Below are 19725 nucleotides of genomic sequence, written 5' to 3' on the forward strand. Positions count from 1 at the left end.
GCCCGACCATTCATGATCAGCACCGAACTCAAAACCACGATCCAGGGCGCCTATTCGCGTTTTCTCGAAGCCAAGAGCCTCAAGCCGCGATATGGCCAGCGCCTGATGATTGCCGAAGTGGCAAAAGTCCTGGGTGACATCGACACCGACGACGAAGGCCGGCGCAGTGGCGAGCCCGCCGTGGTGGCGGTGGAGGCCGGCACCGGTACTGGCAAGACCGTGGCCTACAGCCTGGCGGCGATTCCCACCGCCAAGGCCGCTGGCAAGCGCTTGGTGATTGCCACCGCTACCGTCGCCCTGCAAGAACAGATCGTCTACAAGGACTTGCCCGACCTGATGCGCAACAGCGGGCTGAATTTCAGCTTTGCGCTGGCCAAGGGGCGTGGGCGCTACATGTGCCTGTCCAAGCTCGACATGCTACTGCAGGAAGGCCAGGCGCAGACCGCCACGGCCCAGCTGTTCGAGGAAGAAGGCTTCAAGATCGAGGTCGATGAGGCCAGCCAAAAGCTGTTTACCAGCATGATCGAGAAATTGGCCGGCAATAAGTGGGACGGCGACCGCGACAGCTGGTCCACGGCCCTGGAAGACGCCGACTGGTCCCGCTTGACCACCGATCATAGCCAGTGCACCAACCGTCATTGCCCCAACTTCGGCCAGTGTGCTTTCTACAAGGCTCGCGAAGGCATGGGCAAGGTCGACGTCATCGTCACCAACCACGACATGGTGCTGGCCGACCTGGCCCTGGGTGGAGGCGCGGTGCTGCCGGACCCGCGAGACACGATCTACGTGTTCGACGAAGGTCACCACCTGCCGGACAAGGCTATCGGCCATTTCGCCCATTACACCCGGCTGCGTTCCACCGCTGACTGGCTGGAAACCACCGCCAAGAACCTCACCAAACTGTTGGCCCAGCATCCGTTGCCGGGAGACCTGGGCAAGTTCATCGAGCAAGTGCCGGAGCTGGCGCGGGAAATCAAGACCAACCAGCAGTTCATGTTCACCGCTTGCGAACAAGTGGCCGATTTCAAGCCCGGCGAAGATGTCGAAGGCCGCGAGCGGCCACGCCATCGTTTCGTCGGTGGGGTGATCCCCGAGCACATGCGCGAAATGGGCATTGAGCTCAAGAAAGGCTTCGCCCGCCTGACCGATCTCTTCACCCGCCTGACCGACCTGCTCAAGGAGGGCATGGATGGCGAGGTCAACATCGGCATCGCCAGCAACCAGGCTGAGGAATGGTATCCGCTGTTCGGCAGTCTGTTGTCCCGCTCCCAGGGCAACTGGGAGCTGTGGACGGCCTTCACCGCCGAGGATCCGGAAGACAACCCGCCGATGGCGCGTTGGCTGACCTTGGCCGAAAGCGGTTCGCTGTTCGACATCGAGGTCAATGCCAGCCCGATCCTGGCGGCGGAAATGCTGCGTCGCAACCTGTGGAATGTGGCCTATGGCGCGCTGGTGACGTCCGCGACGCTGACTGCCCTGGGCACGTTCGACCGCTTCCGCATGCGGGCCGGCTTGCCGAAGAAAGCCGTGACCGCCGTGGTTCCGAGCCCGTTCCACCATGCTGACGCCGGTGTGCTGCGAGTGCCGGATCTCAAGGCCGATCCACGGGATGCTGCTGCCCACACTGCGGCGATCATCCGCGACCTACCGGAGCTGGTAGAAGGCTCGCGGGGCACCCTGGTGCTGTTTTCCTCGCGCAAACAGATGCAGGACGTGTTCGACGGCCTCGACCGTGACTGGCGCAAACAGGTGTTCATCCAGGGCAACCTGTCGAAGCAGGAAACCCTGAACAAGCACAAGGCGCGGGTCGACGGCGGGGATTCCAGTGTGCTGTTCGGCCTGGCGAGTTTTGCCGAAGGCGTGGATTTGCCCGGTGCCTATTGTGAACACGTGGTGATCGCCAAGATCCCGTTCTCCGTCCCTGACGATCCGGTGGAAGCCGCGCTGGCTGAGTGGATCGAAGCCCGTGGCGGCAACCCGTTCATGGAAATCTCGGTGCCGGACGCTTCGCTGAAACTGGTCCAGGCCTGTGGCCGATTGCTGCGGACCGAAGAGGACCGCGGCACCATCACCTTGCTCGACCGGCGGCTGGTGACCCAACGCTATGGCAAGGCGATCCTCAACGCGCTGCCGCCGTTTCGGCGGGAGATCTCCTGATAGGTGCATGACTTGCAGTGGCGAGGGCGCTTGCTCCCTCGCCACAAAGGCCAGTACCAGTCCGGTCAGCCGTCTTGCGGCGGTTCCCAAAAGCCTGAATGGCTGAAACAATGCCAGCACTTTAAAAAGTGTTTGTTTCAAAGGAGTTGCGGGTGCAGATTCAAGGCCATTATGAGCTTCAGTTCGAGGCGGTGCGTGAAGCCTTCGCGGCGCTGTTCGATGATCCCCAGGAGCGTGGCGCGGCGTTGTGCATTCAAGTCGCTGGCCGGACCGTGGTCGACCTGTGGGCCGGTACCGCTGACAAGGATGGCAGCGAAGCCTGGCACAGCGACACCATCGCCAATCTGTTTTCCTGCACCAAGACGTTTACCGCTGTCACAGCCTTGCAATTGGTGGCCGAGGGCAAGTTGCAGCTGGATGCCCCGGTCGCCCGCTATTGGCCGGAATTTGCCGCAGCCGGCAAGCAATCCATCACCCTGCGCCAGCTGCTATGCCATCAGGCTGGATTGCCGGCGCTGCGTGAATTGCTGCCGCCCGAAGCACTGTATGACTGGCAAACCATGGTCGATGCCCTGGCCGCTGAAACACCTTGGTGGACGCCGGGCGAGGGCCACGGCTACGCCGCGATCACCTACGGTTGGCTGATCGGTGAGCTGCTGCGTCGGGCCGATGGACGTGGCCCAGGGGAGTCCATCGTGGCCCGGGTCGCCAAGCCATTGGGCCTGGATTTCCACGTAGGCCTGGCCGATGAGGAGTTTCATCGCGTGGCCCACATTGCCCGTGGCAAAGGCAACGTTGGTGATGCGGCGGCCCAGCGCCTGCTGCAGGTGACGATGCGCGAACCCACGGCCATGACCACCCGGGCCTTCACCAACCCGCCATCGATCATGACCAGCACCAACAAGCCGGAGTGGCGACGCATGCAGCAACCGGCGGCCAACGGCCACGGCAATGCGCGGAGCCTGGCCGGGTTCTACGCCGGTCTGTTGGACGGCAGCCTGCTGGAAGGCGAAATGCTCGACGAACTGACTCGCCAGCACAGCCTCGGCGAGGACAAGACACTGTTGACCCGGACCCGTTTCGGCCTGGGTTGCATGCTCGATCAGCCGGATGTTCCGAACGCGACCTACGGCCTTGGCCCACGGGCATTCGGTCATCCGGGGGCGGGAGGCTCTACCGGGTTTGCCGATCCGGAACAGGATGTGGCTTTTGGCTTCGTGACCAACACACTCGGGCCTTATGTGTTGATGGATCCGCGCGCGCAGAACCTTGCGAGGGTGCTTGCCACTTGTCTGTAAAACGCCATTGAAGGCGGCGGGCACAGGAACCTCGTGTCCTTTTCAGTTTCCAAGCGTCTGTTTATGCGGCCCGAACATGGCCTTTTGTTTTTTCATTTACATTATTTTGTGGATATCCAATGTCATCGAATAAAACCCTCGCTCTGGCGCTGTGCTTCGCTATTACCGGTTGCGCACAAACCCCACAAAATGATGCCGAGAACGGCAGTAGCTGGTGGCCGTTCGGGGCCTCCGACAAGGTTGCGACTAAAGATGCGGCGCCAGCGGCGCCCCTGAAGCCGGCAGCCGTCGCGCCACAGGTCAAGGCCGAGAGTGCCACCCACTGGTGGTGGCCGTTCTCCTCCGATGACGCCGCCGACGTTGCCAAGAAAGACGAAATCAAACCTCAAGCCAAGCCTGAAGCCCAGGCACCGGCGAACGTCGCCAAGGCTGAAGCCGAAAGCAACGGCAAGTGGTGGTGGCCGTTCGGCGGCAAGGATCAGGAAACCGCCAAGGCAGTGCCAATGCCCGACCCGAAAGTCACCCAGGCCTGGCTTGACGATTACGAGCCGAAATTGCGCACCGCTATCAAGGACAGCAAGCTTGAGCTTGAGCGCCGCGACAATGTGCTGGTGGTGACCGCGCCAGTGGATAGCTCTTTCAACCCTGACCGCCCTGCGATGTTGCTCCCAGTGACCCTTGGCCCGTTCACTCGCGTTGCCAAGGTCCTCGAAGCCGACCCGAAAACCGCCGTGCTGATTCTTGGTCACGCCGACACTTCCGGCGCTGCGCCAGCCAACCTGAAACTCAGCCAGGAGCGTGCCCAGTCCGTGGCGGCGATTTTCCGTCTCAGCGGCTTGCAACGTGATCGCCTGATGCTGCGCGGCATGGGCGCGGTCGCACCCCGTGCGGCCAACGATAGCGTGGAAGGCCGTGCCTTGAACCGTCGCGTGGAATTGCTGGTGACACCGGCAAACACCATGGTTGCGCTGCTGAGCAAGTACAACATGCCGGCCCCTGCGCCAGTGACGCTGGTGGCGGCCCAAGACGTGAAACCTGTCGCCCCCGCTCCAGCGCCTGTAGCTAAAAAAGCCGCGACCACGGCCACCAAAAAAGCTCCAGCCAAAAAGACCGTCGCCAAGGCTCCTGCGAAGAAAGCTGCGACCAAAGCGCCCGCGGCGAAGAAACCTCAACCGGCCAAAGCCGCCACCGATACCAAGAAAGTCGCGGCCGCCGATACTCCCAAGCAGTGATGGGCTAACCACAAGGAACGCGCCATGACCCAAGCGCTGGCTGATATGCGCCGCGATTACACCCGCGATGGCCTGACCGAGGCGCAAGCCCCGGCCGAGCCGTTCGCGCTGTTCCACCAATGGTTCGCCGATGCGGTGAAAACCGAGCAGGCCCCGGTGGAGGCCAATGCCATGACCCTGGCGACAGTGGATGCCGAAGGGCGCCCTCATTGCCGAATCCTGCTGCTCAAAGGACTGGACGCCCAGGGCTTCACGTTTTTCACCAATTACGACAGCGCCAAGGGCCAGCAGCTGGCAGGCAATCCCTTCGCGGCCATGACGTTTTTCTGGCCGACCCTGGAGCGCCAGGTGCGCATCGAGGGCAAAGTGGTAAAGGTCACGGCGCAGGAGTCGGACGCCTATTACCAAGTGCGGCCACTGGGCAGCCGTCTCGGTGCCTGGGCCTCGCCCCAGAGCCGGGTGATTGCCGGTCGCGGTGAGCTGGAAGACTTGCTCAAGGCCACGGAACAACGCTTCAGCGACAATCAACCACATTGCCCTGAGCATTGGGGCGGTTATCGTCTGCTGCCCGAGCGCATTGAATTCTGGCAAGGTCGCCCGAGCCGCCTGCACGATCGCCTCAACTACCGCCTGCAAGGGGCGGACTGGGTTCGCGAGCGTCTGGCGCCTTAGCGCGATAACCTGCAGCAGCGGTTTGCAGCCATTGCTGCAGGTCCCGGCGCTTGATGCCTTGCTCCCGGGCGCGGGCCAGTTGTTGCAGCATGTAGGTTTTTTTCTGCTCATCCTGCCCCGCCAACGACAGCGCCAGGTCGCGGTCCACCCAGCGCTTGATGCGCACATACAGCCACCAGTGGAAGTACAAACCGGCCACGGTGGTGGCGACTATGATGAAATAATCCATGAAAAATCCTTGGGTCGGTGACGCAGATATCGGAAATTGGCGCTACTGTGAGAGGGATTTTTCGGGCGCGCCTGTATTGCACCTGAATGAAACCAATTTTATCCCGGCGGGGCCGTGACAGGCGTCAAGCTGCGGAGTTTAATGAATACCTGTCTTTTGGAGTTGATGCTATGCGTAAGTCTGTTTTGCTGGTTGCTTCTTTTTCCACGATGGCGATGTTGCTCACTGGCTGTCAGTCGAGCCTGACCGGTGACTCCTACTCCCGTGACGAAGCGCGTCGCGTGCAGACGATTCGTATGGGGACCATCGAAGCCCTGCGTCCGGTCAAGATCGAAGGCACCAAGACCCCAATCGGCGGTGCGGCCGGTGCAGTGGTCGGTGGTGTGGGCGGTAGCGCCATCGGTGGCGGTCGTGGCAGCATCGTCGCCGCGGTGATCGGCGCTGTGGCCGGTGGCCTGATCGGCTCCGCTACTGAAGAAGGCCTGACTCGCACCCAGGGTGTGGAAATCACCGTTCGCGAAGACGACGGCAGCATGCGTGCCTATGTGCAGCAGGTTCAGGAAAACGAGGTGTTCCGTGTGGGTGAGCGGGTTCGTATTTCCACTGTGGGTGGCACGAGTCGCGTATCGCACTAAGCGGGAGTGGGTAAGAGAGAGCGGCGCTTTTTCCGGGAATGGAAAGCGCCGTTTTTTTTGGGAGACTGGTGTGTATATCCGTTACCGCAGCAATGGATATGCACCCCCCTCAGGCAACCAGGAATCAGCTCGGCAATGCAGGCTGCTTGCGACTGGCCGCCGCTGTCACCGCGTAACCCAACAACGCCGCCAATATCGAACCGGTGAGGATCCCCATCCGGTCCATGCCGGCGTAGTCACTCACACCCGGCTCGAACGCCAGGGAGCCGACGAACAGGCTCATGGTGAACCCGATACCGCACAGGATCGCCACGCCCAGTACCTGTCCCCAGTTGGCACCCGTGGGCAGACTGGCGATGCCGATCTTCACGGCCAGCCAGGTCAGGCCGAATACGCCGACGGTCTTGCCCAGCAGCAGGCCGATAGCGATACCCATCGGTACGTGATGAGTGAAGCTCTCGACGGTGACGCCGCTCAGGGACAGGCCGGCGTTGGCGAAGGCGAACAGCGGCAGGATGCCGTAGGCCACCCAGGGATGCAGGGCATGTTCCAGGGTCAGCAGCGGTGAGGTTTCGGCATTTTTCGTCTGCAGCGGAATGCAGAACGCCAGGGTCACCCCCGCCAGGGTGGCATGGACACCGCTCTTGAGCACGCAGACCCACAGAATCAGGCCTATGACCATGTAAGGGCCGAGCTTGACCACGCCCATCCGATTCAACGCCACCAGCGCGGCGATGCAGGCTGCCGCCAATATGAGCGACAGACTGGACAGGGCGCCGGAGTAAAAGATCGCGATGATGATAATGGCGCCCAGGTCGTCGATGATCGCCAGGGTCATCAGGAACAGCTTGAGCGACACCGGCACCCGCTTGCCGAGCAGGGCCAGCACGCCGAGGGCGAAGGCGATGTCGGTGGCCGTCGGAATCGCCCAGCCGGCGAGGGCGGGGGGATTGTCGCGGTTGAGGAACCAGTAGATCAGTGCCGGCACCACCATGCCGCCAATCGCTGCCGCGCCGGGCAAGACGATTTGCGACGGTTTCGACAGTTGCCCGCCGAGGACCTCCCGCTTGACTTCGAGGCCGATGAGCAGGAAGAACATCGCCATCAGGCCGTCGTTGATCCACAGCAACAGGGGTTTGGCGATCTTCAGTGCCCCGACCTGAGCAACCACCGGCGTATCCAGCAGGCCGTTGTACAGCCAGGAAAGGGGTGAATTATTGATGGCCAGGGCCAGCACGGCAGCGGCGATCAGTAGCAGGCCGCTGGCAGCCTCCAGCTGGAAAAAACGTGTCAGAGAATTACGTAGAGCCACGATCGCTCTCCATTCATCGAATCAAAAAAGATGGCACACCCTAACCCGTACGGTTAGTTGTTAAAACAAAAGTTATATTCTTTTTTGTTATATGACGTTGCGGCGCCTGTAAGGCGCGGTCGGGCAGTTACGGCGCATATTGGACCTTAGCTGTACCTGTGCGCGATGTCGGTTTTTTCCTAAGCTTGTGACTGGTTTTTCCGAGACCAACGTCGCGCCTGTATGACCGCCAGGTTTCCCGCGTCGAACCGATCCAGTGAGAACACACCATGAACGACCACCGCCAGTGGGCGCGCGAAGCGATTCGCATCATTGAGGCTGACTTCCAGCGCAGTGCCGATACCCACCTGATTCCATTGCCACTGCCAGGCCTGCCGGGCATCGAGCTGTACTTCAAGGATGAGTCCAGTCATCCCACTGGCAGCCTCAAGCACCGGTTGGCGCGCTCGCTGTTTCTCTATGCGTTGTGTAACGGTTGGCTCAAGCCCGGGGCGCCGGTGATCGAGGCATCCAGCGGTTCGACAGCCATTTCGGAGGCGTACTTTGCCCGGCTGCTGGGCCTGCCGTTCATTGCAGTGATGCCGGCGACCACCTCCAGGGAAAAAATCGCACAGATCGCGTTCTATGGTGGCCAGAGTCATCTGGTGGACGATCCAACACAGATCTACGCTGAGTCTGAACGCCTGGCCCATGAACATGACGGTCACTTCATCGACCAGTTCACCTATGCCGAACGCGCCACGGACTGGCGGGCCAATAACAACATTGCCGAATCGATCTTCCAGCAGATGCGCTTCGAGCGGCATCCGGAGCCAAGCTGGCTGATTTCCAGCCCCGGCACCGGCGGTACCACGGCCACCCTGGGGCGCTACGTGCGTTATCGCCAGCACGGCACCCGTGTGCTGTGTGCCGACGCCGAGCGTTCGGTGTTCTTCGACTACTACCGCAGCGGCGATGCCAGCCTGCGCCTGGATTGCGGCTCGCGAATCGAAGGCATCGGCCGGCCACGGGTCGAGGCGTCGTTTTTGCCCAAAGTCATCGATGCGATGGTCAAGGTTCCGGACGCGCTGTCACTGGCGGCCATGCATTACCTGGCCGGGCGCCTGGGACGACGGGTCGGTGGTTCCAGCGGTACCAACCTGGTCGGCGCGCTGATTGCCGCCAGGCAGATGGTGCAAGTGGGGGAGTCGGGGTCGATCGTCGCGATTTTGTGCGACGGCGGCGAGCGCTATGCCACGACTTATTACGATCCGGCGTGGCTCAAGGCCCAGGGCTATGAGTTGAGTGGGTTGATGGACATCGTAGCGGCGAGTGTGGAGCGGGGCGAGGCGCTGCCGGAGAGTGTGTTGCGAGCGAATATCTGAAAACACCTGGATCCCTTGTGGGAGCGAGCTTGCTCGCGATAGCGGTGGATCAGTCAACATATATGTTGAATGCCAGGCCGCCATCGCGAGCAAGCTCGCTCCCACAGGGTCGTGCTGTTCACTTAAGAAAATCCTGCCTTGAGTGAACAGCGTTGGCCCCGGAAGGGGGGCTCTGTCAGGCTTCGAGACCGAGGATATCTCGCGCCACCGCCTCGGCAATCCGGATCCCGTCCACGCCCGCCGACAGGATACCGCCCGCATAACCGGCGCCTTCGCCGGCCGGGAACAAGCCCTTGACGTTCAGGCTCTGCAGCGTTTCGTCGCGGGTAATGCGCAGGGGCGACGAGGTACGGGTTTCGATCCCGGTCAGCACCGCGTCGTGCAGCGAATAACCGCGAATCTGCTTCTCGAACGCCGGCAGGGCTTCGCGGATGGCTTCGATGGCGAAGTCCGGCAGGGCCTGGGCCAGGTCGCCCAGGGAGACGCCAGGCTTGTAGGACGGTTCGACGCTGCCCAGTGCCGTGGACGGCTTGCCGGCGATGAAGTCGCCCACCAGTTGCGCCGGGGCCTCGTAGTTGCTGCCGCCGAGCACGAACGCGTGGGACTCCAGGCGCTCCTGCAACTCGATCCCCGCCAGCGGGCCGCCCGGATAATCGACTTCCGGGGTGATGCCAACGACGATGCCGGAGTTGGCGTTGCGCTCGTTGCGCGAATATTGGCTCATGCCGTTGGTCACGACGCGGTTCGGCTCGGAGGTCGCGGCTACCACAGTACCGCCCGGGCACATGCAGAAGCTGTACACCGAGCGACCGTTCTTGGCGTGGTGCACCAGTTTGTAGTCGGCGGCGCCGAGCTTCGGGTGGCCGGCGTACTTGCCCAAGCGCGCGCTGTCGATCAGCGATTGCGGGTGTTCGATACGGAAACCTACCGAGAACGGCTTGGCTTCCATGTACACGCCACGGCTGTGGAGCATGCGGAAGGTGTCCCGGGCGCTGTGGCCCAGGGCCAGGATCACATGCCTGGAATGAATCCGTTCACCGCTGGCCAGTTCGACGCCGACCAACTGGCCGTCCTCGATCAGCACATCGGTGACCCGCTGCTGGAAGCGCACTTCACCGCCCAGGGCGCGGATTTGCTCACGCATGTTTTCCACTACGCCTGTCAGGCGGAACGTACCGATGTGCGGTTTGCTGACGTAGAGGATTTCTTCCGGTGCGCCGGCCTTGACGAACTCGTGCAGGACCTTGCGACCGAGGAACTTCGGATCCTTGATCTGGCTGTAGAGCTTGCCGTCGGAAAACGTCCCCGCGCCACCTTCGCCGAACTGCACGTTGGATTCGGGATTGAGCACGCTTTTGCGCCACAGGCCCCAGGTGTCCTTGGTGCGCTGGCGCACTTCCGGGCCGCGTTCGAGGATGATCGGCTTGAAGCCCATCTGTGCCAGCAACATGGCGGCGAAGATTCCGCACGGGCCGAAGCCGACCACGATCGGCCGTTCGCTCAGGTCGGCCGGAGCCTGGCCGACCACGTTGTAGCTGACATCCGGTGCTTCGTTGACGTTACGGTCATCGGCGAACTTGCGCAGCACGCTGGCTTCATCGCGCACCGTCAGGTCGATGGTGTAGATGAAGCACAGTTCGGAGGATTTTTTGCGCGCGTCGTAGCTGCGCTTGAACAAGGTGAAATCGAGCAGATCATCGCTGGCGATACCCAGGCGCTGCACGATGGCTGGGCGTAGGTCTTCTTCGGGATGGTCGATTGGCAGCTTGAGTTCGGTGATTCGTAACATGAGGGGATCCGGTTCGCGGGACGCACAACTGCGTCAGGGCGTGAACCGGCGATTATAAGCCAAAACCTGCGAATCAGTCGTTGCGCGCACCGCCAAAGTAGGCGCAGCCGCGCTGGACCTGACCGTTGACCCGCAGTTCGGCGCTCATGTGTTGCACGCTGCCGTTCACGTTGTCGACGCAGCGCTGGGGGGTGACCCAGAGCTCGACCTTCTGGCCATTGGCTTCGGTGCTGAGGTTGAAGCGGCCGTCACCCAGCTGCTCCTCCATGTACGGCACCGCCAGGGGCGGCTGGCCTTCGCGTTCGAGCACCAGGCCCTTGCCGCTGGCCTTGAGGTTCCACTCGGGGCCATGGCCGGCGGCGCGCAGGATCAACAGTCTGAAATTTCCGTCGTCGCACGCGGTGCCTGAGCGTTCCAGGCGATACAGCTGCTCCACGTCCAACTGGCTGTCGGTACCGGCCGCTGCGCTGGAGACGATACGGCCGCGCACGTCGGCAAACAGCTTGCCCCGCTCGTCGGCCAGGCTCGCGGCTTGCTGCAGCACGCTGGTGCCACCGCTGTCGTTGACGATGTAGCGGCGCTGTTCCTGGCACGGCTGGAACACCAGCTTGCCCTCGGCCGCCGTGAGTTCGCCCTGCATGCGCGTCTGACCGGCGTGGGAGGCGCTCTGACGCGGGGCGTCGAGCAATTGGCAGCCGGCGAACAGCGGCAGGAGGGCGACAAACAGCAGGGAGCGGGCGGCACGCATCATTGGGTCTCCAGACAAGTGCCGCCACGTTACTCAGACTGATCCTGCATCACAAGGGGTGTCAGCCCACGTGAAAGGTCTGACCGGTTTGTAGGCCTTCGACACTCTTGGCGTAGGCCAATGCGACATCGGCGGCGGGCACCGGTTTGTAGCCGCGGAAGTAAGGCGCGTATTTGTCCATGGCTTCGAGCAACACGTTCGGGCTCACCGAGTTGACGCGCAAGCCTCGTGGCAACTCGATTGCCGCGGCACGCACGAAACTGTCCAGGGCGCCGTTGACCAGGGCTGCCGACGCACCGCTCTTGATCGGGTCGTGGCTGAGCACGCCAGTGGTAAAAGTGAAGGATGCGCCGTCGTTGGCGAATTCGCGGCCGATCAGCAGCAGGTTGACCTGGCCCATCAGCTTGTCTTTCAAGCCCAGGGCGAAGCTGTCTTCGGTCATCTCGCCCAGGGGCGCAAAGGTGACATTGCCCGCTGCGCAGACCAGGGCATCGAAGCGTCCAGTCTTTTCGAACAGGGCTCGGATCGAGGCGCTGTCGCTGATATCCACGTGCAATTCACCGCTGTGGCGGCCAATCCGCACGATTTCGTGGCGCGGCGACAGTTCGTCGGCAATGGCCGAACCAATGGTGCCGTTGGCGCCGATCAACAGGATTTTCATGGGCTGTTCCTCAATGGGTTGAATGAGTTTTCAGTCTAGAGGGGTTCTTTTCATTAATAATCGTGCTAATAGGCAACCTTTGGTTTTCATTTGGAAACAATCCGATGAGCGAGATGGATGACCTGGCGGCGTTTGCGGTGTTGATGGAGGCCGGCAGTTTCACCCTGGCGGCCCAGCAGTTGGGCTGTAGCAAGGGGCAGTTGTCCAAACGCATCAGCTTGTTGGAGAGCCGGTTCTGCGTGGTATTGCTGCAGCGCACCACACGCCGCTTGAGCCTCACGGCGGCTGGCGCGGCGTTGTTGCCTCAGGCCCAGGCGCTGTTGGTACAGGTGGAAAGGGCGCGTCAGGCATTGGCTCGGTTGAAGGACGACATTTCCGGGCCGGTGCGGATGACGGTTCCGGTTTCGCTGGGGGAAACGTTCTTTGAAGGTTTGTTGATGGAGTTCGCACGCACCTATCCCGATGTGCAAATCGAACTGGAGCTCAACAATGGTTATCGCGATCTGACTCGCGATGGCTTCGACCTGGCGATTCGTTCTGACGCCGCCATCGATGAGCGATTGGTGGCCCGCCCGCTGCTGGCCTGGCACGAAATGACCTGCGCCAGCCCGGCCTATCTTCAACACTATGGCGAGCCCGAAACTCCTCAGGCCCTGGCCGAGCACCGCTGCCTGCTCAACAGCCACTACAGCGGGCGGGAAGAATGGCTTTATCACCAGCAACACGAACTGTTGCGGGTCCGTGTGTCGGGGCCGTTCGCCAGCAACCACTACAGCCTGTTGAAAAAAGCTGCCCTGGCCGGTGCCGGAATCGCCCGGTTGCCGTCATACCTGCTGCATGAAGAGTTGGCTGACGGACGCCTGCGCTGGGTGCTGCGCGATTACCAGACCCGGCGTATGCCGATGTACCTGGTGCATCCGTACCAGGGCGGATTGCCCAAGCGCACCCAGGTGCTGGCCGATTACTTGATCGATTGGTTCAAGCGCAGTGGCGAGGCGTTGGATCGGCTCGCTCCCACAGTGGGCCTGCGCTGAACACAAGACTCATGAACACCCAAGATCTCTATGGGAGCGAGCTTGCTCGCGAAGGCGGTGGCACATCCGGCATTTGTGCAAGCTGACCCACCGCTATCGCGAGCAAGCTCGCTCCCACAGGAGATTCCAGTTGCAATCAGTGGGCGTAGCGTTTGGCGATCAGATGGTCAATGGACACTACCCCCGGTCCGCGAGCCATCAGGTAGAGCAATACCGCCGCCCAGGTGCCATGGGTCGGATAGGCGTCCGGATAGACAAACAGCTGAATGGTCAACGTCATGCCCAGCAGGGCCATCGCCGAGAAGCGTGTTGCCAGGCCAAACAGTATCAACACCGGGAACATATGTTCGGCAGCGGCCGCCAGATGCGCCGCCAGCTCGGGCGACAGCAGCGGCAGGGCGTATTCGCTTTTGAACAGTGGGATGGTCGAGTCCGCCAGATGCGGCAGGCCGATCTGGAAGGTACCCTCGACCAGGTCAATGGCCAGGCCTTCGATTTTGGTCTGGCCGGATTTCCAGAACACTGCGGCGATGGAGAACCGCGCAATAAAGGCGATCAGGCTGTGGGGGATTTTTTCCAGCCATTGAATGAAACCAGCAATCAGGGCGGTCATTGGGATGCCTGTTCGGGTAGGAGATCAGTGATGGCCTGGTGGCGGATGAGCCCCGCCAGAATGTGTTCCAGGTCAAGGTCGGGGTAGTGCTCGATTGCAGCCTCGATGGCCGCCGTCAGGGGTAGGCCCTGTTGCAGGGAGGTGATGAAGCCATGAGCACCGTGACTGATCGCGAGCACTTCCAGGTCGAGGCCATTGCGCAGCACCAGAGCGTTCTGGGCGGAATACGGCTCGAACGCTACGGGAGGTTCCTGCTGATGGGCAGCCCAGATAGTGACCACCGCGAAGGTTGATTGCAGCAGGCGCAACGATGGGTGAAAGCCGATCTTCAACTGCGCTGCAAGCGTGGGGCAGGACAGCACCTTCACGACGCGTTCCGCGCTCATGGGCTGGGCGTCGGCTGCATGCCCGGCCTCGACTTGCAGCCGCTCCAGGCGAGCCACGTCCGCGAGATAGGGCACGCAGGCGGCGGCTTCGAAACGTTCGATGAAGCCGGCAAAATCGGCGCCGTAGGCGCTCATGATCGGACTTTGCGGTGGCGCCGATTGAACGTAGACACCGGCCATGCCCCGGAAAAATTCCTCACCCACCAATTTCGCCACCACCGGATAGTTGTCGGCCAGGGCATTGATCAATGAGCTGAGCACGTTGTTGCGGTACACCGCGAAGCGGCTCTCGGGATCGGCGCCATTGGCGCTGATCAGGCCCGGCGGACAGGCCAGGTGCGGGTCGAGCAGCGCTGCGGCGAATTCGCTCTGGCGGCTCATGGCCGAGCTCCGGCGGTGCTTAACAGTCGCTCGGCCTGGCGTGCTTCAGCCAGCAGCACCGCCAATGCAGGAATGTGGTTGTCTCGCTCGATCAGGGTGGCTACTGGTCCGGTCCGCTCCAGTGCCTTGCGATACAGCTGCCAGACTTCATTGGCGATGGGCGCGCCGTGATCGTCTATCAGCAGGCGCTCGCCGAGGCTGTCGGTGTCTTCGGCAAACCCGGCCAGATGAATCTCACCGGTGGCCTGCAAGGGCAGGGCGTCGAGGTAGGCCTGCGGATCTCGGCTGTGGTTGATGGCAGAGACGTAGACGTTATTCACATCCAATAACAGACCGCAGCCGGTGCGACGAATCACTTCGCCAATAAAGTGAGGCTCGTCGAGGGTCGATTCCTCGAACGCCAGATAAGTGGCCGGGTTTTCCAGCAACAGCCTGCATTTGAGGCTGGCCTGCACCTGATCGACGTGTTCGCAGACGCGGTCGAGGCTCGCCTGGTCGTAGGCCAGGGGCAGCAAGTCATTGAGGAACACCGGGCCGTGGCTGGACCAAGCCAGGTGTTCGGAAAAGGATTGGGGCTGATAACGTTCGATCAGTGTGGCCAGGCGTCGCAAATGCGCGACATCCAGCGGCCCTTCGCCACCGATCGACAGGCCGACGCCGTGCAGCGACAGTGGGTACTGTTCGCGTATCCGCCCCAGGTAGTGATGAAACGGCCCGCCGGCCACCATGTAGTTTTCCGCGTGCACTTCGAAGAAGCCCAGGTCCGGTTGGGTCTGGAGTACTTCATGGAAATGCTCGGCCTTGAGTCCCAGCCCCGCCCTTGGCGGCAATCGGGTATCAGTGGCGAGAAAAAGCGCATTGGACATGGTGGCAGGCCTTGGGCAGGTGCGATCAGGACTTGGCTTTGAACGCTTGGAGCTGGCCAAAACCGGTGGGGGAGGTCTTGCTTTCGAGGGTGGTGCAGGTGCCTTTAGGGACCGATTTCCAAGCGTTGCCCTGATAATCCATTTTTGCGGTGCCTGCGCAGGTGGTACCAGCACCGGCGGCGCAGTTGTTCATGCCTTTGAGGGCGACGCCGAAGCATTTTTCCATGTTGTCGTCGGCTGCATGGGCGGTCGAGACGGCTGTCATGCTCAGGGCAGAACCCAGGGCCAGGACCAGGGCGGTGGCGGACAGGGTGCGGGTCGAAGCAGTCATGGTGATTCTCCAGTTCTTCAGGGAAATGAACCGGCGTTAGCGCCGGTCTGCTGAACTAGAGAAGGGGTGTGGGGAAGTGTTACAGCGGGGGGCGATTTTTTTATTTTGCCCTCAAGTTCATTGTGGCGAGGGGATAATCCCCTCGCCACAAATGTGTCCTCTCATCACCGTTGTGTTTGCTTGAAATCCAGGCAAAAAAAACGGCCCGAAGGCCGTTTTTTTACTGCTACAGACTCAACCGCCCAGGTACGCCTCGCGCACTTTCGGGTCGGTCAGCAGGGCTTCACCGGTGCCTTGCATCACCACGCGACCGTTTTCCAGTACGTACGCGCGGTCGGCGATTTTCAGCGCCTGGTTGGCGTTCTGCTCTACCAGGAACACCGTCACACCATCCTTGCGCAGCTGTTCGATGATGTCGAAGATCTGCTGGATGATGATCGGCGCCAGGCCCAACGAAGGTTCGTCGAGCAGCAGCAGCTTGGGCTTGCTCATCAACGCACGGCCGATGGCGAGCATTTGCTGTTCGCCGCCGGACATGGTGCCGCCGCGCTGGGTAAAGCGTTCTTTCAGGCGTGGGAAAAGGTGCAGCACCTTGTCCATTTGTTCCTGATAGTCGCCCTTGTCGGTGAAAAATCCGCCCATGGCGAGGTTTTCTTCCACGGTCAGTCGGGCAAATACCCGACGGCCTTCCGGCACCACGGCAATGCTCTTGCGCATGATGTGTGACGAGTCCTGGCCCACCAGTTCCTCACCCATGTAGCGGATGCTGCCACTGTGGGCCTGGGGCGAACCGCAGAGCGTCATCAGCAGGGTGGATTTGCCGGCGCCGTTGGCACCGATCAGGGTCACGATCTCGCCCTGGCGGACTTCGACGTTGACGCTGTGCAGGGCCTGGATCTTGCCGTAGAAGGTGGAAACGTTTTCGAACTGCAGCATTTACGCTTCCCCCAGGTAGGCTTTGATCACTTCAGGATTGTCGCGGATCTGTTCCGGCGAGCCATCGGCCAGCGGTGTGCCTTGGTTGATCACGACGATGTGGTCGGAAATGCTCATGACCAGCTTCATGTCGTGCTCAATCAGCAGCACGGTGACGTTGTGCTCCTCACGCAGCACGCCGATCAGGGCTTTGAGGTCTTCGGTTTCCTTCGGGTTCAGGCCGGCGGCCGGTTCGTCGAGCATGAGGATCCGCGGACGGGTCATCATGCACCGGGCGATTTCCAGGCGTCGTTGCTGACCGTAGGCCAGGGTACCGGCGGTTCGGTTGGCGAACTCCTTGAGGTTGACCTTCTCCAGCCAGTACTCGGCGTACTCCATCGCCTCGCGTTCGCTTTTGCGGAACGCCGGGGTCTTGAACAGGCCGGCAAAAAAGTTGGTGTTCAGGTGACGATGCTGGGCGATCAGCAGGTTCTCGACCGCCGTCATGTCCTTGAACAGCCGCACGTTCTGGAAGGTCCGTACCACACCCTTGCGGGCGATGTGGTGGCCGGGCAGGCCTTGGATCGGCTCGCCGTCCAGCAGGATGGTGCCGCCGGTGGGCTGGTAGAAACCGGTCAGGCAGTTGAACACGGTGGTCTTGCCCGCGCCGTTCGGCCCGATCAATGCCACCACTTGTTTCTCTTTCACGGTCAGGGCCACGCCGTTGACCGCCAGCAAGCCGCCGAAGCGCATGCTCAAGTTTTCGACTTTCAGGATCTCGCGGCTCATTTGCGCAGCTCCATGTGGGGGCGTTGCATAGGCAGCAGACCTTGAGGACGCCAGATCATCATCAGCACCATCAAGGCGCCGAACATCAACATGCGGTATTCGCTGAACTCACGCATCATTTCCGGCAACAGGATCATCACGATCGCCGCCAGGATCACGCCCAGCTGCGAGCCCATCCCGCCCAACACGACGATGGCGAGGATGATGGCCGACTCGATGAAGGTGAAGGACTCCGGCGTCACCAGGCCCTGGCGGGCGGCGAAGAAACTGCCGGCAAAACCGGCGAACGCGGCACCAAGGGTGAAGGCCGACAGCTTGATCACGGTAGGATTGAGCCCCAGGGCACGGCAGGCAATTTCGTCTTCACGCAACGCTTCCCACGCGCGGCCAATGGGCATGCGCAGCAGGCGGTTGATGACAAACAGCGCTGCCAGGGCCAGCAACAGGGCAACCAGATAGAGGAAAATCACCTTGTTGATCGAGTTGTATTCCAGGCCGAAGTACTCGTGGAAGGTCTGCAGGCCTTCAGCGGCTTTGCGCTCGAAGGTCAGGCCGAAGAACGTCGGCTTCTCGATGTTGCTGATGCCGTTCGGGCCGCCGGTGATATCGGTCAGGTTGCGCAGGAACAGGCGAATGATCTCGCCAAAACCCAGGGTCACGATTGCCAGGTAGTCACCGCGCAAGCGCAGCACTGGGAAGCCCAGCAGGAAACCGAAGGTGGCAGCCATCATCCCGGCGATGGGCAGGCAGATCCAGAAGCTCAGGCCGAAGTAATGGGACAGCAGCGCATAACTGTAGGCCCCGACGGCGTAGAAACCGACGTAACCCAGGTCCAGCAGGCCGGCCAGGCCGACCACGATGTTCAGGCCCAGGCCAAGCATCACGTAGATCAGGATCAGCGTGGCGATGTCCACCGCGCCGCGGGAGCCGAAGAATGGCCAGATCAGTGCCACGACGATCAGTGCCAGCACGATCCAGCGCTGGGTGCTCGGCAGGGTCAGGAAGTTGCTGGCCTTGGTCGGGATCACCGGCAGGCCGGGCGACGACTTCCACATGGCGCTGATCTGCGTGCTGAACAACACCCGCAGGAACATCAGCAGCGAACACACGGCGATGGTCGCCAGGATGGCCGGGCTGGTGCCGTGCACTTCCAGGTTGATGCCGACGATGGTCAATTTCAGACCGAGTACCGGGTAGGCCACGGCCCAGACCAGCAGGGCGCTGAAGAGCGCCGATTTGAGATGCCTAGTCATACTTTCTCAACCTCCGGACGGCCCAGGATGCCGGTCGGCCGGAATAACAGAACCAGAACCAACAAGCCGAACGCCACGACGTCCTTGTACTGGTCGCCGAAGATGTCGGCGCCAAAGGCTTCCGCCACGCCCAGCACCAGCCCGCCGAGCATCGCGCCGGGGATGCTGCCGATGCCGCCCAGAACTGCGGCGGTGAAGGCTTTCAGGCCCACGAGGAAACCGGCGTTGGGGTTGATCACGCCGTATTGCATGCTCAACAGCACCGCGGCGACGGCCGCCAGGGCCGCACCGATGACGAAGGTCAGGGCGATGATGTTGTTGGTGTTGATGCCCAGCAGGTTGGCCATCTTGATGTCCTCGGCGCAGGCGCGGCAGGCGCGGCCCAGGCGGGAACGGGAGATGAACAGCGTCAGGCCGAGCATGGCGACCAGGGTCACCACGAACACCACGATTTGCATGTAGGAAATCAGCACTTCATGTGCCCCACCTGGCCCGATGGAAAAGTTGCCCGGAATCAGGTTGGGAATGGATTTGTCCTTGGAGTCTTGCGAAAGCAGTACCGTGTTCTGCAGGAAGATCGACATACCGATGGCGGAAATCAACGGGATCAGGCGGTTGCTGCCGCGCAGGGGCCGGTACGCGATTCGTTCGATGCTGTAGCCATACGAACTGGTGACCACGATGCTCGCGATGAAGGCCGCGGTCATCAACAACGGGACACTGTCGAGTCCCATCATGCTCAGCCCGGCGATGGCGATGAACGCCACGTAGGAGCCGATCATGTATACCTCGCCGTGGGCGAAGTTGATCATTCCAATGATGCCGTAGACCATCGTATAGCCGATGGCGATCAGGGCATACGTGCTGCCAACGGTCAGGCCGTTAACCAGCTGCTGGAAGAAGTGATAGATGTCAGGCATTACAGCGCTCCTAAAAACCTGATACGCATTTCACTGGTGGAGTCATTTTCCCGCCCGGGCCCCGCGGATCTGCATCCACTTCGAGCACGAGGTTTGCCAGCGAACCGCTGATGACGGTTTTGAGATTTTCAGGTGGGGAG

Annotated in this window: 20 protein-coding genes; 7 read left to right on the forward strand and 13 right to left on the reverse strand. The window is 61.6% G+C overall.

All coding sequences use genetic code 11. The annotated features are described in order from the left end of the window. Positions 1 to 12 precede the first annotated feature (12 nt). From dinG to pdxH, 4 genes are all read left to right on the forward strand, one after another. The gene (gene dinG / locus SGN16_RS06300; RefSeq protein ID WP_210643138.1) at positions 13 to 2157 is read left to right on the forward strand and encodes an ATP-dependent DNA helicase DinG; all 2145 of its coding nucleotides are present in this window, start codon (positions 13 to 15) and stop codon (positions 2155 to 2157) included. Between the two features lie 152 nt (positions 2158 to 2309). After that, positions 2310 to 3455: a serine hydrolase domain-containing protein gene (locus SGN16_RS06305; protein WP_210643139.1), complete on the forward strand. Its 1146-nt coding sequence runs from the start codon at positions 2310 to 2312 to the stop codon at positions 3453 to 3455. Between the two features lie 119 nt (positions 3456 to 3574). Continuing rightward, a complete protein-coding gene (locus SGN16_RS06310; RefSeq protein ID WP_335943541.1) occupies positions 3575 to 4687 on the forward strand; it encodes an OmpA family protein in 1113 nt (370 codons plus the stop codon). 24 nt (positions 4688 to 4711) lie between these two features. Continuing rightward, on the forward strand, positions 4712 to 5359 hold the full coding sequence (gene pdxH, locus SGN16_RS06315) for a pyridoxamine 5'-phosphate oxidase (protein ID WP_210643141.1): 648 nt from the start codon (positions 4712 to 4714) through the stop codon (positions 5357 to 5359). Here pdxH and SGN16_RS06320 read toward each other — a convergent pair. Then, on the reverse strand, positions 5307 to 5588 hold the full coding sequence (locus tag SGN16_RS06320) for a hypothetical protein (protein WP_210643142.1): 282 nt from the start codon (positions 5586 to 5588) through the stop codon (positions 5307 to 5309). The two genes, pdxH and SGN16_RS06320, sit on opposite strands and share 53 nt — an antisense overlap. A 170-nt stretch (positions 5589 to 5758) precedes the next feature. On the opposite strand from SGN16_RS06320, the gene SGN16_RS06325 reads away from it, so the two are divergent. Further along, a complete protein-coding gene (locus tag SGN16_RS06325) occupies positions 5759 to 6223 on the forward strand; it encodes a glycine zipper 2TM domain-containing protein (protein WP_063322674.1) in 465 nt (154 codons plus the stop codon). A gap of 124 nt (positions 6224 to 6347) precedes the next feature. Here SGN16_RS06325 and nhaA read toward each other — a convergent pair whose 3' ends face one another. Next, positions 6348 to 7535 carry a Na+/H+ antiporter NhaA gene (nhaA, locus tag SGN16_RS06330; RefSeq protein WP_210643143.1) on the reverse strand — a complete coding sequence of 396 codons (1188 nt, stop codon included), beginning with the start codon at positions 7533 to 7535 and terminating at the stop codon, positions 6348 to 6350. A 269-nt stretch (positions 7536 to 7804) separates the two neighbouring features. On the opposite strand from nhaA, the gene SGN16_RS06335 reads away from it, so the two are divergent. Then, positions 7805 to 8899: a PLP-dependent cysteine synthase family protein gene (locus SGN16_RS06335; protein WP_335943542.1), complete on the forward strand. Its 1095-nt coding sequence runs from the start codon at positions 7805 to 7807 to the stop codon at positions 8897 to 8899. 175 nt (positions 8900 to 9074) lie between these two features. Here SGN16_RS06335 and SGN16_RS06340 read toward each other — a convergent pair whose 3' ends face one another. From SGN16_RS06340 to SGN16_RS06350, 3 genes are all read right to left on the reverse strand, one after another. Next, complete coding sequence (locus tag SGN16_RS06340) at positions 9075 to 10688, reverse strand: NAD(P)/FAD-dependent oxidoreductase (protein WP_335943543.1); 1614 nt, start codon at positions 10686 to 10688, stop codon at positions 9075 to 9077. A gap of 73 nt (positions 10689 to 10761) precedes the next feature. Further along, positions 10762 to 11436 (reverse strand): hypothetical protein, encoded by a 675-nt coding sequence (locus SGN16_RS06345; RefSeq protein WP_335943671.1) that lies wholly within the window; start codon positions 11434 to 11436, stop codon positions 10762 to 10764. A 61-nt stretch (positions 11437 to 11497) separates the two neighbouring features. Next, complete coding sequence (locus tag SGN16_RS06350; protein ID WP_210643146.1) at positions 11498 to 12097, reverse strand: short chain dehydrogenase; 600 nt, start codon at positions 12095 to 12097, stop codon at positions 11498 to 11500. Between the two features lie 104 nt (positions 12098 to 12201). Between SGN16_RS06350 and SGN16_RS06355 the strand changes: the two genes are divergently transcribed. Then, positions 12202 to 13131 carry a LysR family transcriptional regulator gene (locus SGN16_RS06355; RefSeq protein WP_210643147.1) on the forward strand — a complete coding sequence of 310 codons (930 nt, stop codon included), beginning with the start codon at positions 12202 to 12204 and terminating at the stop codon, positions 13129 to 13131. A gap of 136 nt (positions 13132 to 13267) precedes the next feature. On the opposite strand, the gene SGN16_RS06360 is transcribed toward SGN16_RS06355, so the two are convergent. From SGN16_RS06360 to livH, 8 genes are all read right to left on the reverse strand, one after another. Beyond that, positions 13268 to 13744 (reverse strand): DoxX family protein, encoded by a 477-nt coding sequence (locus SGN16_RS06360; protein WP_335943544.1) that lies wholly within the window; start codon positions 13742 to 13744, stop codon positions 13268 to 13270. Further along, positions 13741 to 14511 carry a DNA-binding domain-containing protein gene (locus tag SGN16_RS06365; protein WP_335943545.1) on the reverse strand — a complete coding sequence of 257 codons (771 nt, stop codon included), beginning with the start codon at positions 14509 to 14511 and terminating at the stop codon, positions 13741 to 13743. The genes SGN16_RS06360 and SGN16_RS06365 overlap by 4 nt, the downstream gene beginning before the upstream one ends. Further along, positions 14508 to 15377 carry a DUF692 domain-containing protein gene (locus SGN16_RS06370; RefSeq protein WP_335943546.1) on the reverse strand — a complete coding sequence of 290 codons (870 nt, stop codon included), beginning with the start codon at positions 15375 to 15377 and terminating at the stop codon, positions 14508 to 14510. The genes SGN16_RS06365 and SGN16_RS06370 overlap by 4 nt, the downstream gene beginning before the upstream one ends. 25 nt (positions 15378 to 15402) lie before the next feature. Continuing rightward, the gene (locus SGN16_RS06375; protein ID WP_210643151.1) at positions 15403 to 15708 is read right to left on the reverse strand and encodes a DUF2282 domain-containing protein; all 306 of its coding nucleotides are present in this window, start codon (positions 15706 to 15708) and stop codon (positions 15403 to 15405) included. Positions 15709 to 15942: 234 nt separating this feature from the next. Beyond that, positions 15943 to 16644, reverse strand: a complete 702-nt coding sequence (locus SGN16_RS06380) for an ABC transporter ATP-binding protein (RefSeq protein ID WP_063322663.1) — start codon at positions 16642 to 16644, stop codon at positions 15943 to 15945. Further along, a complete protein-coding gene (gene livG / locus SGN16_RS06385; protein WP_025212221.1) occupies positions 16645 to 17412 on the reverse strand; it encodes a high-affinity branched-chain amino acid ABC transporter ATP-binding protein LivG in 768 nt (255 codons plus the stop codon). Continuing rightward, positions 17409 to 18665, reverse strand: a complete 1257-nt coding sequence (locus tag SGN16_RS06390) for a high-affinity branched-chain amino acid ABC transporter permease LivM (RefSeq protein ID WP_210643152.1) — start codon at positions 18663 to 18665, stop codon at positions 17409 to 17411. The genes livG and SGN16_RS06390 overlap by 4 nt, the downstream gene beginning before the upstream one ends. Further along, positions 18662 to 19585, reverse strand: coding sequence for a high-affinity branched-chain amino acid ABC transporter permease LivH (gene livH, locus SGN16_RS06395; protein ID WP_210643153.1), 924 nt, complete (start codon positions 19583 to 19585; stop codon positions 18662 to 18664). Before livH ends, SGN16_RS06390 begins: the two co-directional genes overlap by 4 nt. Positions 19586 to 19725 lie beyond the last annotated feature (140 nt).

The organism is Pseudomonas sp. G166, from assembly GCF_037027455.2.
Lineage (GTDB): Bacteria > Pseudomonadota > Gammaproteobacteria > Pseudomonadales > Pseudomonadaceae > Aquipseudomonas.

Bases quoted from the DNA above. Each gene is read 5' to 3' on its own strand.
- dinG (WP_210643138.1), top strand. From the start codon at position 13: ATGATCAGCACCGAACTCAAAACCACGATCCAGGGCGCCTATTCGCGT.
- SGN16_RS06310 (WP_335943541.1), top strand. From the start codon at position 3,575: ATGTCATCGAATAAAACCCTCGCTCTGGCGCTGTGCTTCGCTATTACC.
- pdxH (WP_210643141.1), top strand. From the start codon at position 4,712: ATGACCCAAGCGCTGGCTGATATGCGCCGCGATTACACCCGCGATGGC.
- SGN16_RS06320 (WP_210643142.1), bottom strand. From the start codon at position 5,588: ATGGATTATTTCATCATAGTCGCCACCACCGTGGCCGGTTTGTACTTC.
- SGN16_RS06325 (WP_063322674.1), top strand. From the start codon at position 5,759: ATGCGTAAGTCTGTTTTGCTGGTTGCTTCTTTTTCCACGATGGCGATG.
- SGN16_RS06335 (WP_335943542.1), top strand. From the start codon at position 7,805: ATGAACGACCACCGCCAGTGGGCGCGCGAAGCGATTCGCATCATTGAG.
- SGN16_RS06340 (WP_335943543.1), bottom strand. From the start codon at position 10,688: ATGTTACGAATCACCGAACTCAAGCTGCCAATCGACCATCCCGAAGAA.
- SGN16_RS06345 (WP_335943671.1), bottom strand. From the start codon at position 11,436: ATGCGTGCCGCCCGCTCCCTGCTGTTTGTCGCCCTCCTGCCGCTGTTC.
- SGN16_RS06350 (WP_210643146.1), bottom strand. From the start codon at position 12,097: ATGAAAATCCTGTTGATCGGCGCCAACGGCACCATTGGTTCGGCCATT.
- SGN16_RS06355 (WP_210643147.1), top strand. From the start codon at position 12,202: ATGAGCGAGATGGATGACCTGGCGGCGTTTGCGGTGTTGATGGAGGCC.
- SGN16_RS06360 (WP_335943544.1), bottom strand. From the start codon at position 13,744: ATGACCGCCCTGATTGCTGGTTTCATTCAATGGCTGGAAAAAATCCCC.
- SGN16_RS06365 (WP_335943545.1), bottom strand. From the start codon at position 14,511: ATGAGCCGCCAGAGCGAATTCGCCGCAGCGCTGCTCGACCCGCACCTG.
- SGN16_RS06370 (WP_335943546.1), bottom strand. From the start codon at position 15,377: ATGTCCAATGCGCTTTTTCTCGCCACTGATACCCGATTGCCGCCAAGG.
- SGN16_RS06375 (WP_210643151.1), bottom strand. From the start codon at position 15,708: ATGACTGCTTCGACCCGCACCCTGTCCGCCACCGCCCTGGTCCTGGCC.
- SGN16_RS06380 (WP_063322663.1), bottom strand. From the start codon at position 16,644: ATGCTGCAGTTCGAAAACGTTTCCACCTTCTACGGCAAGATCCAGGCC.
- livG (WP_025212221.1), bottom strand. From the start codon at position 17,412: ATGAGCCGCGAGATCCTGAAAGTCGAAAACTTGAGCATGCGCTTCGGC.
- SGN16_RS06390 (WP_210643152.1), bottom strand. From the start codon at position 18,665: ATGACTAGGCATCTCAAATCGGCGCTCTTCAGCGCCCTGCTGGTCTGG.
- livH (WP_210643153.1), bottom strand. From the start codon at position 19,585: ATGCCTGACATCTATCACTTCTTCCAGCAGCTGGTTAACGGCCTGACC.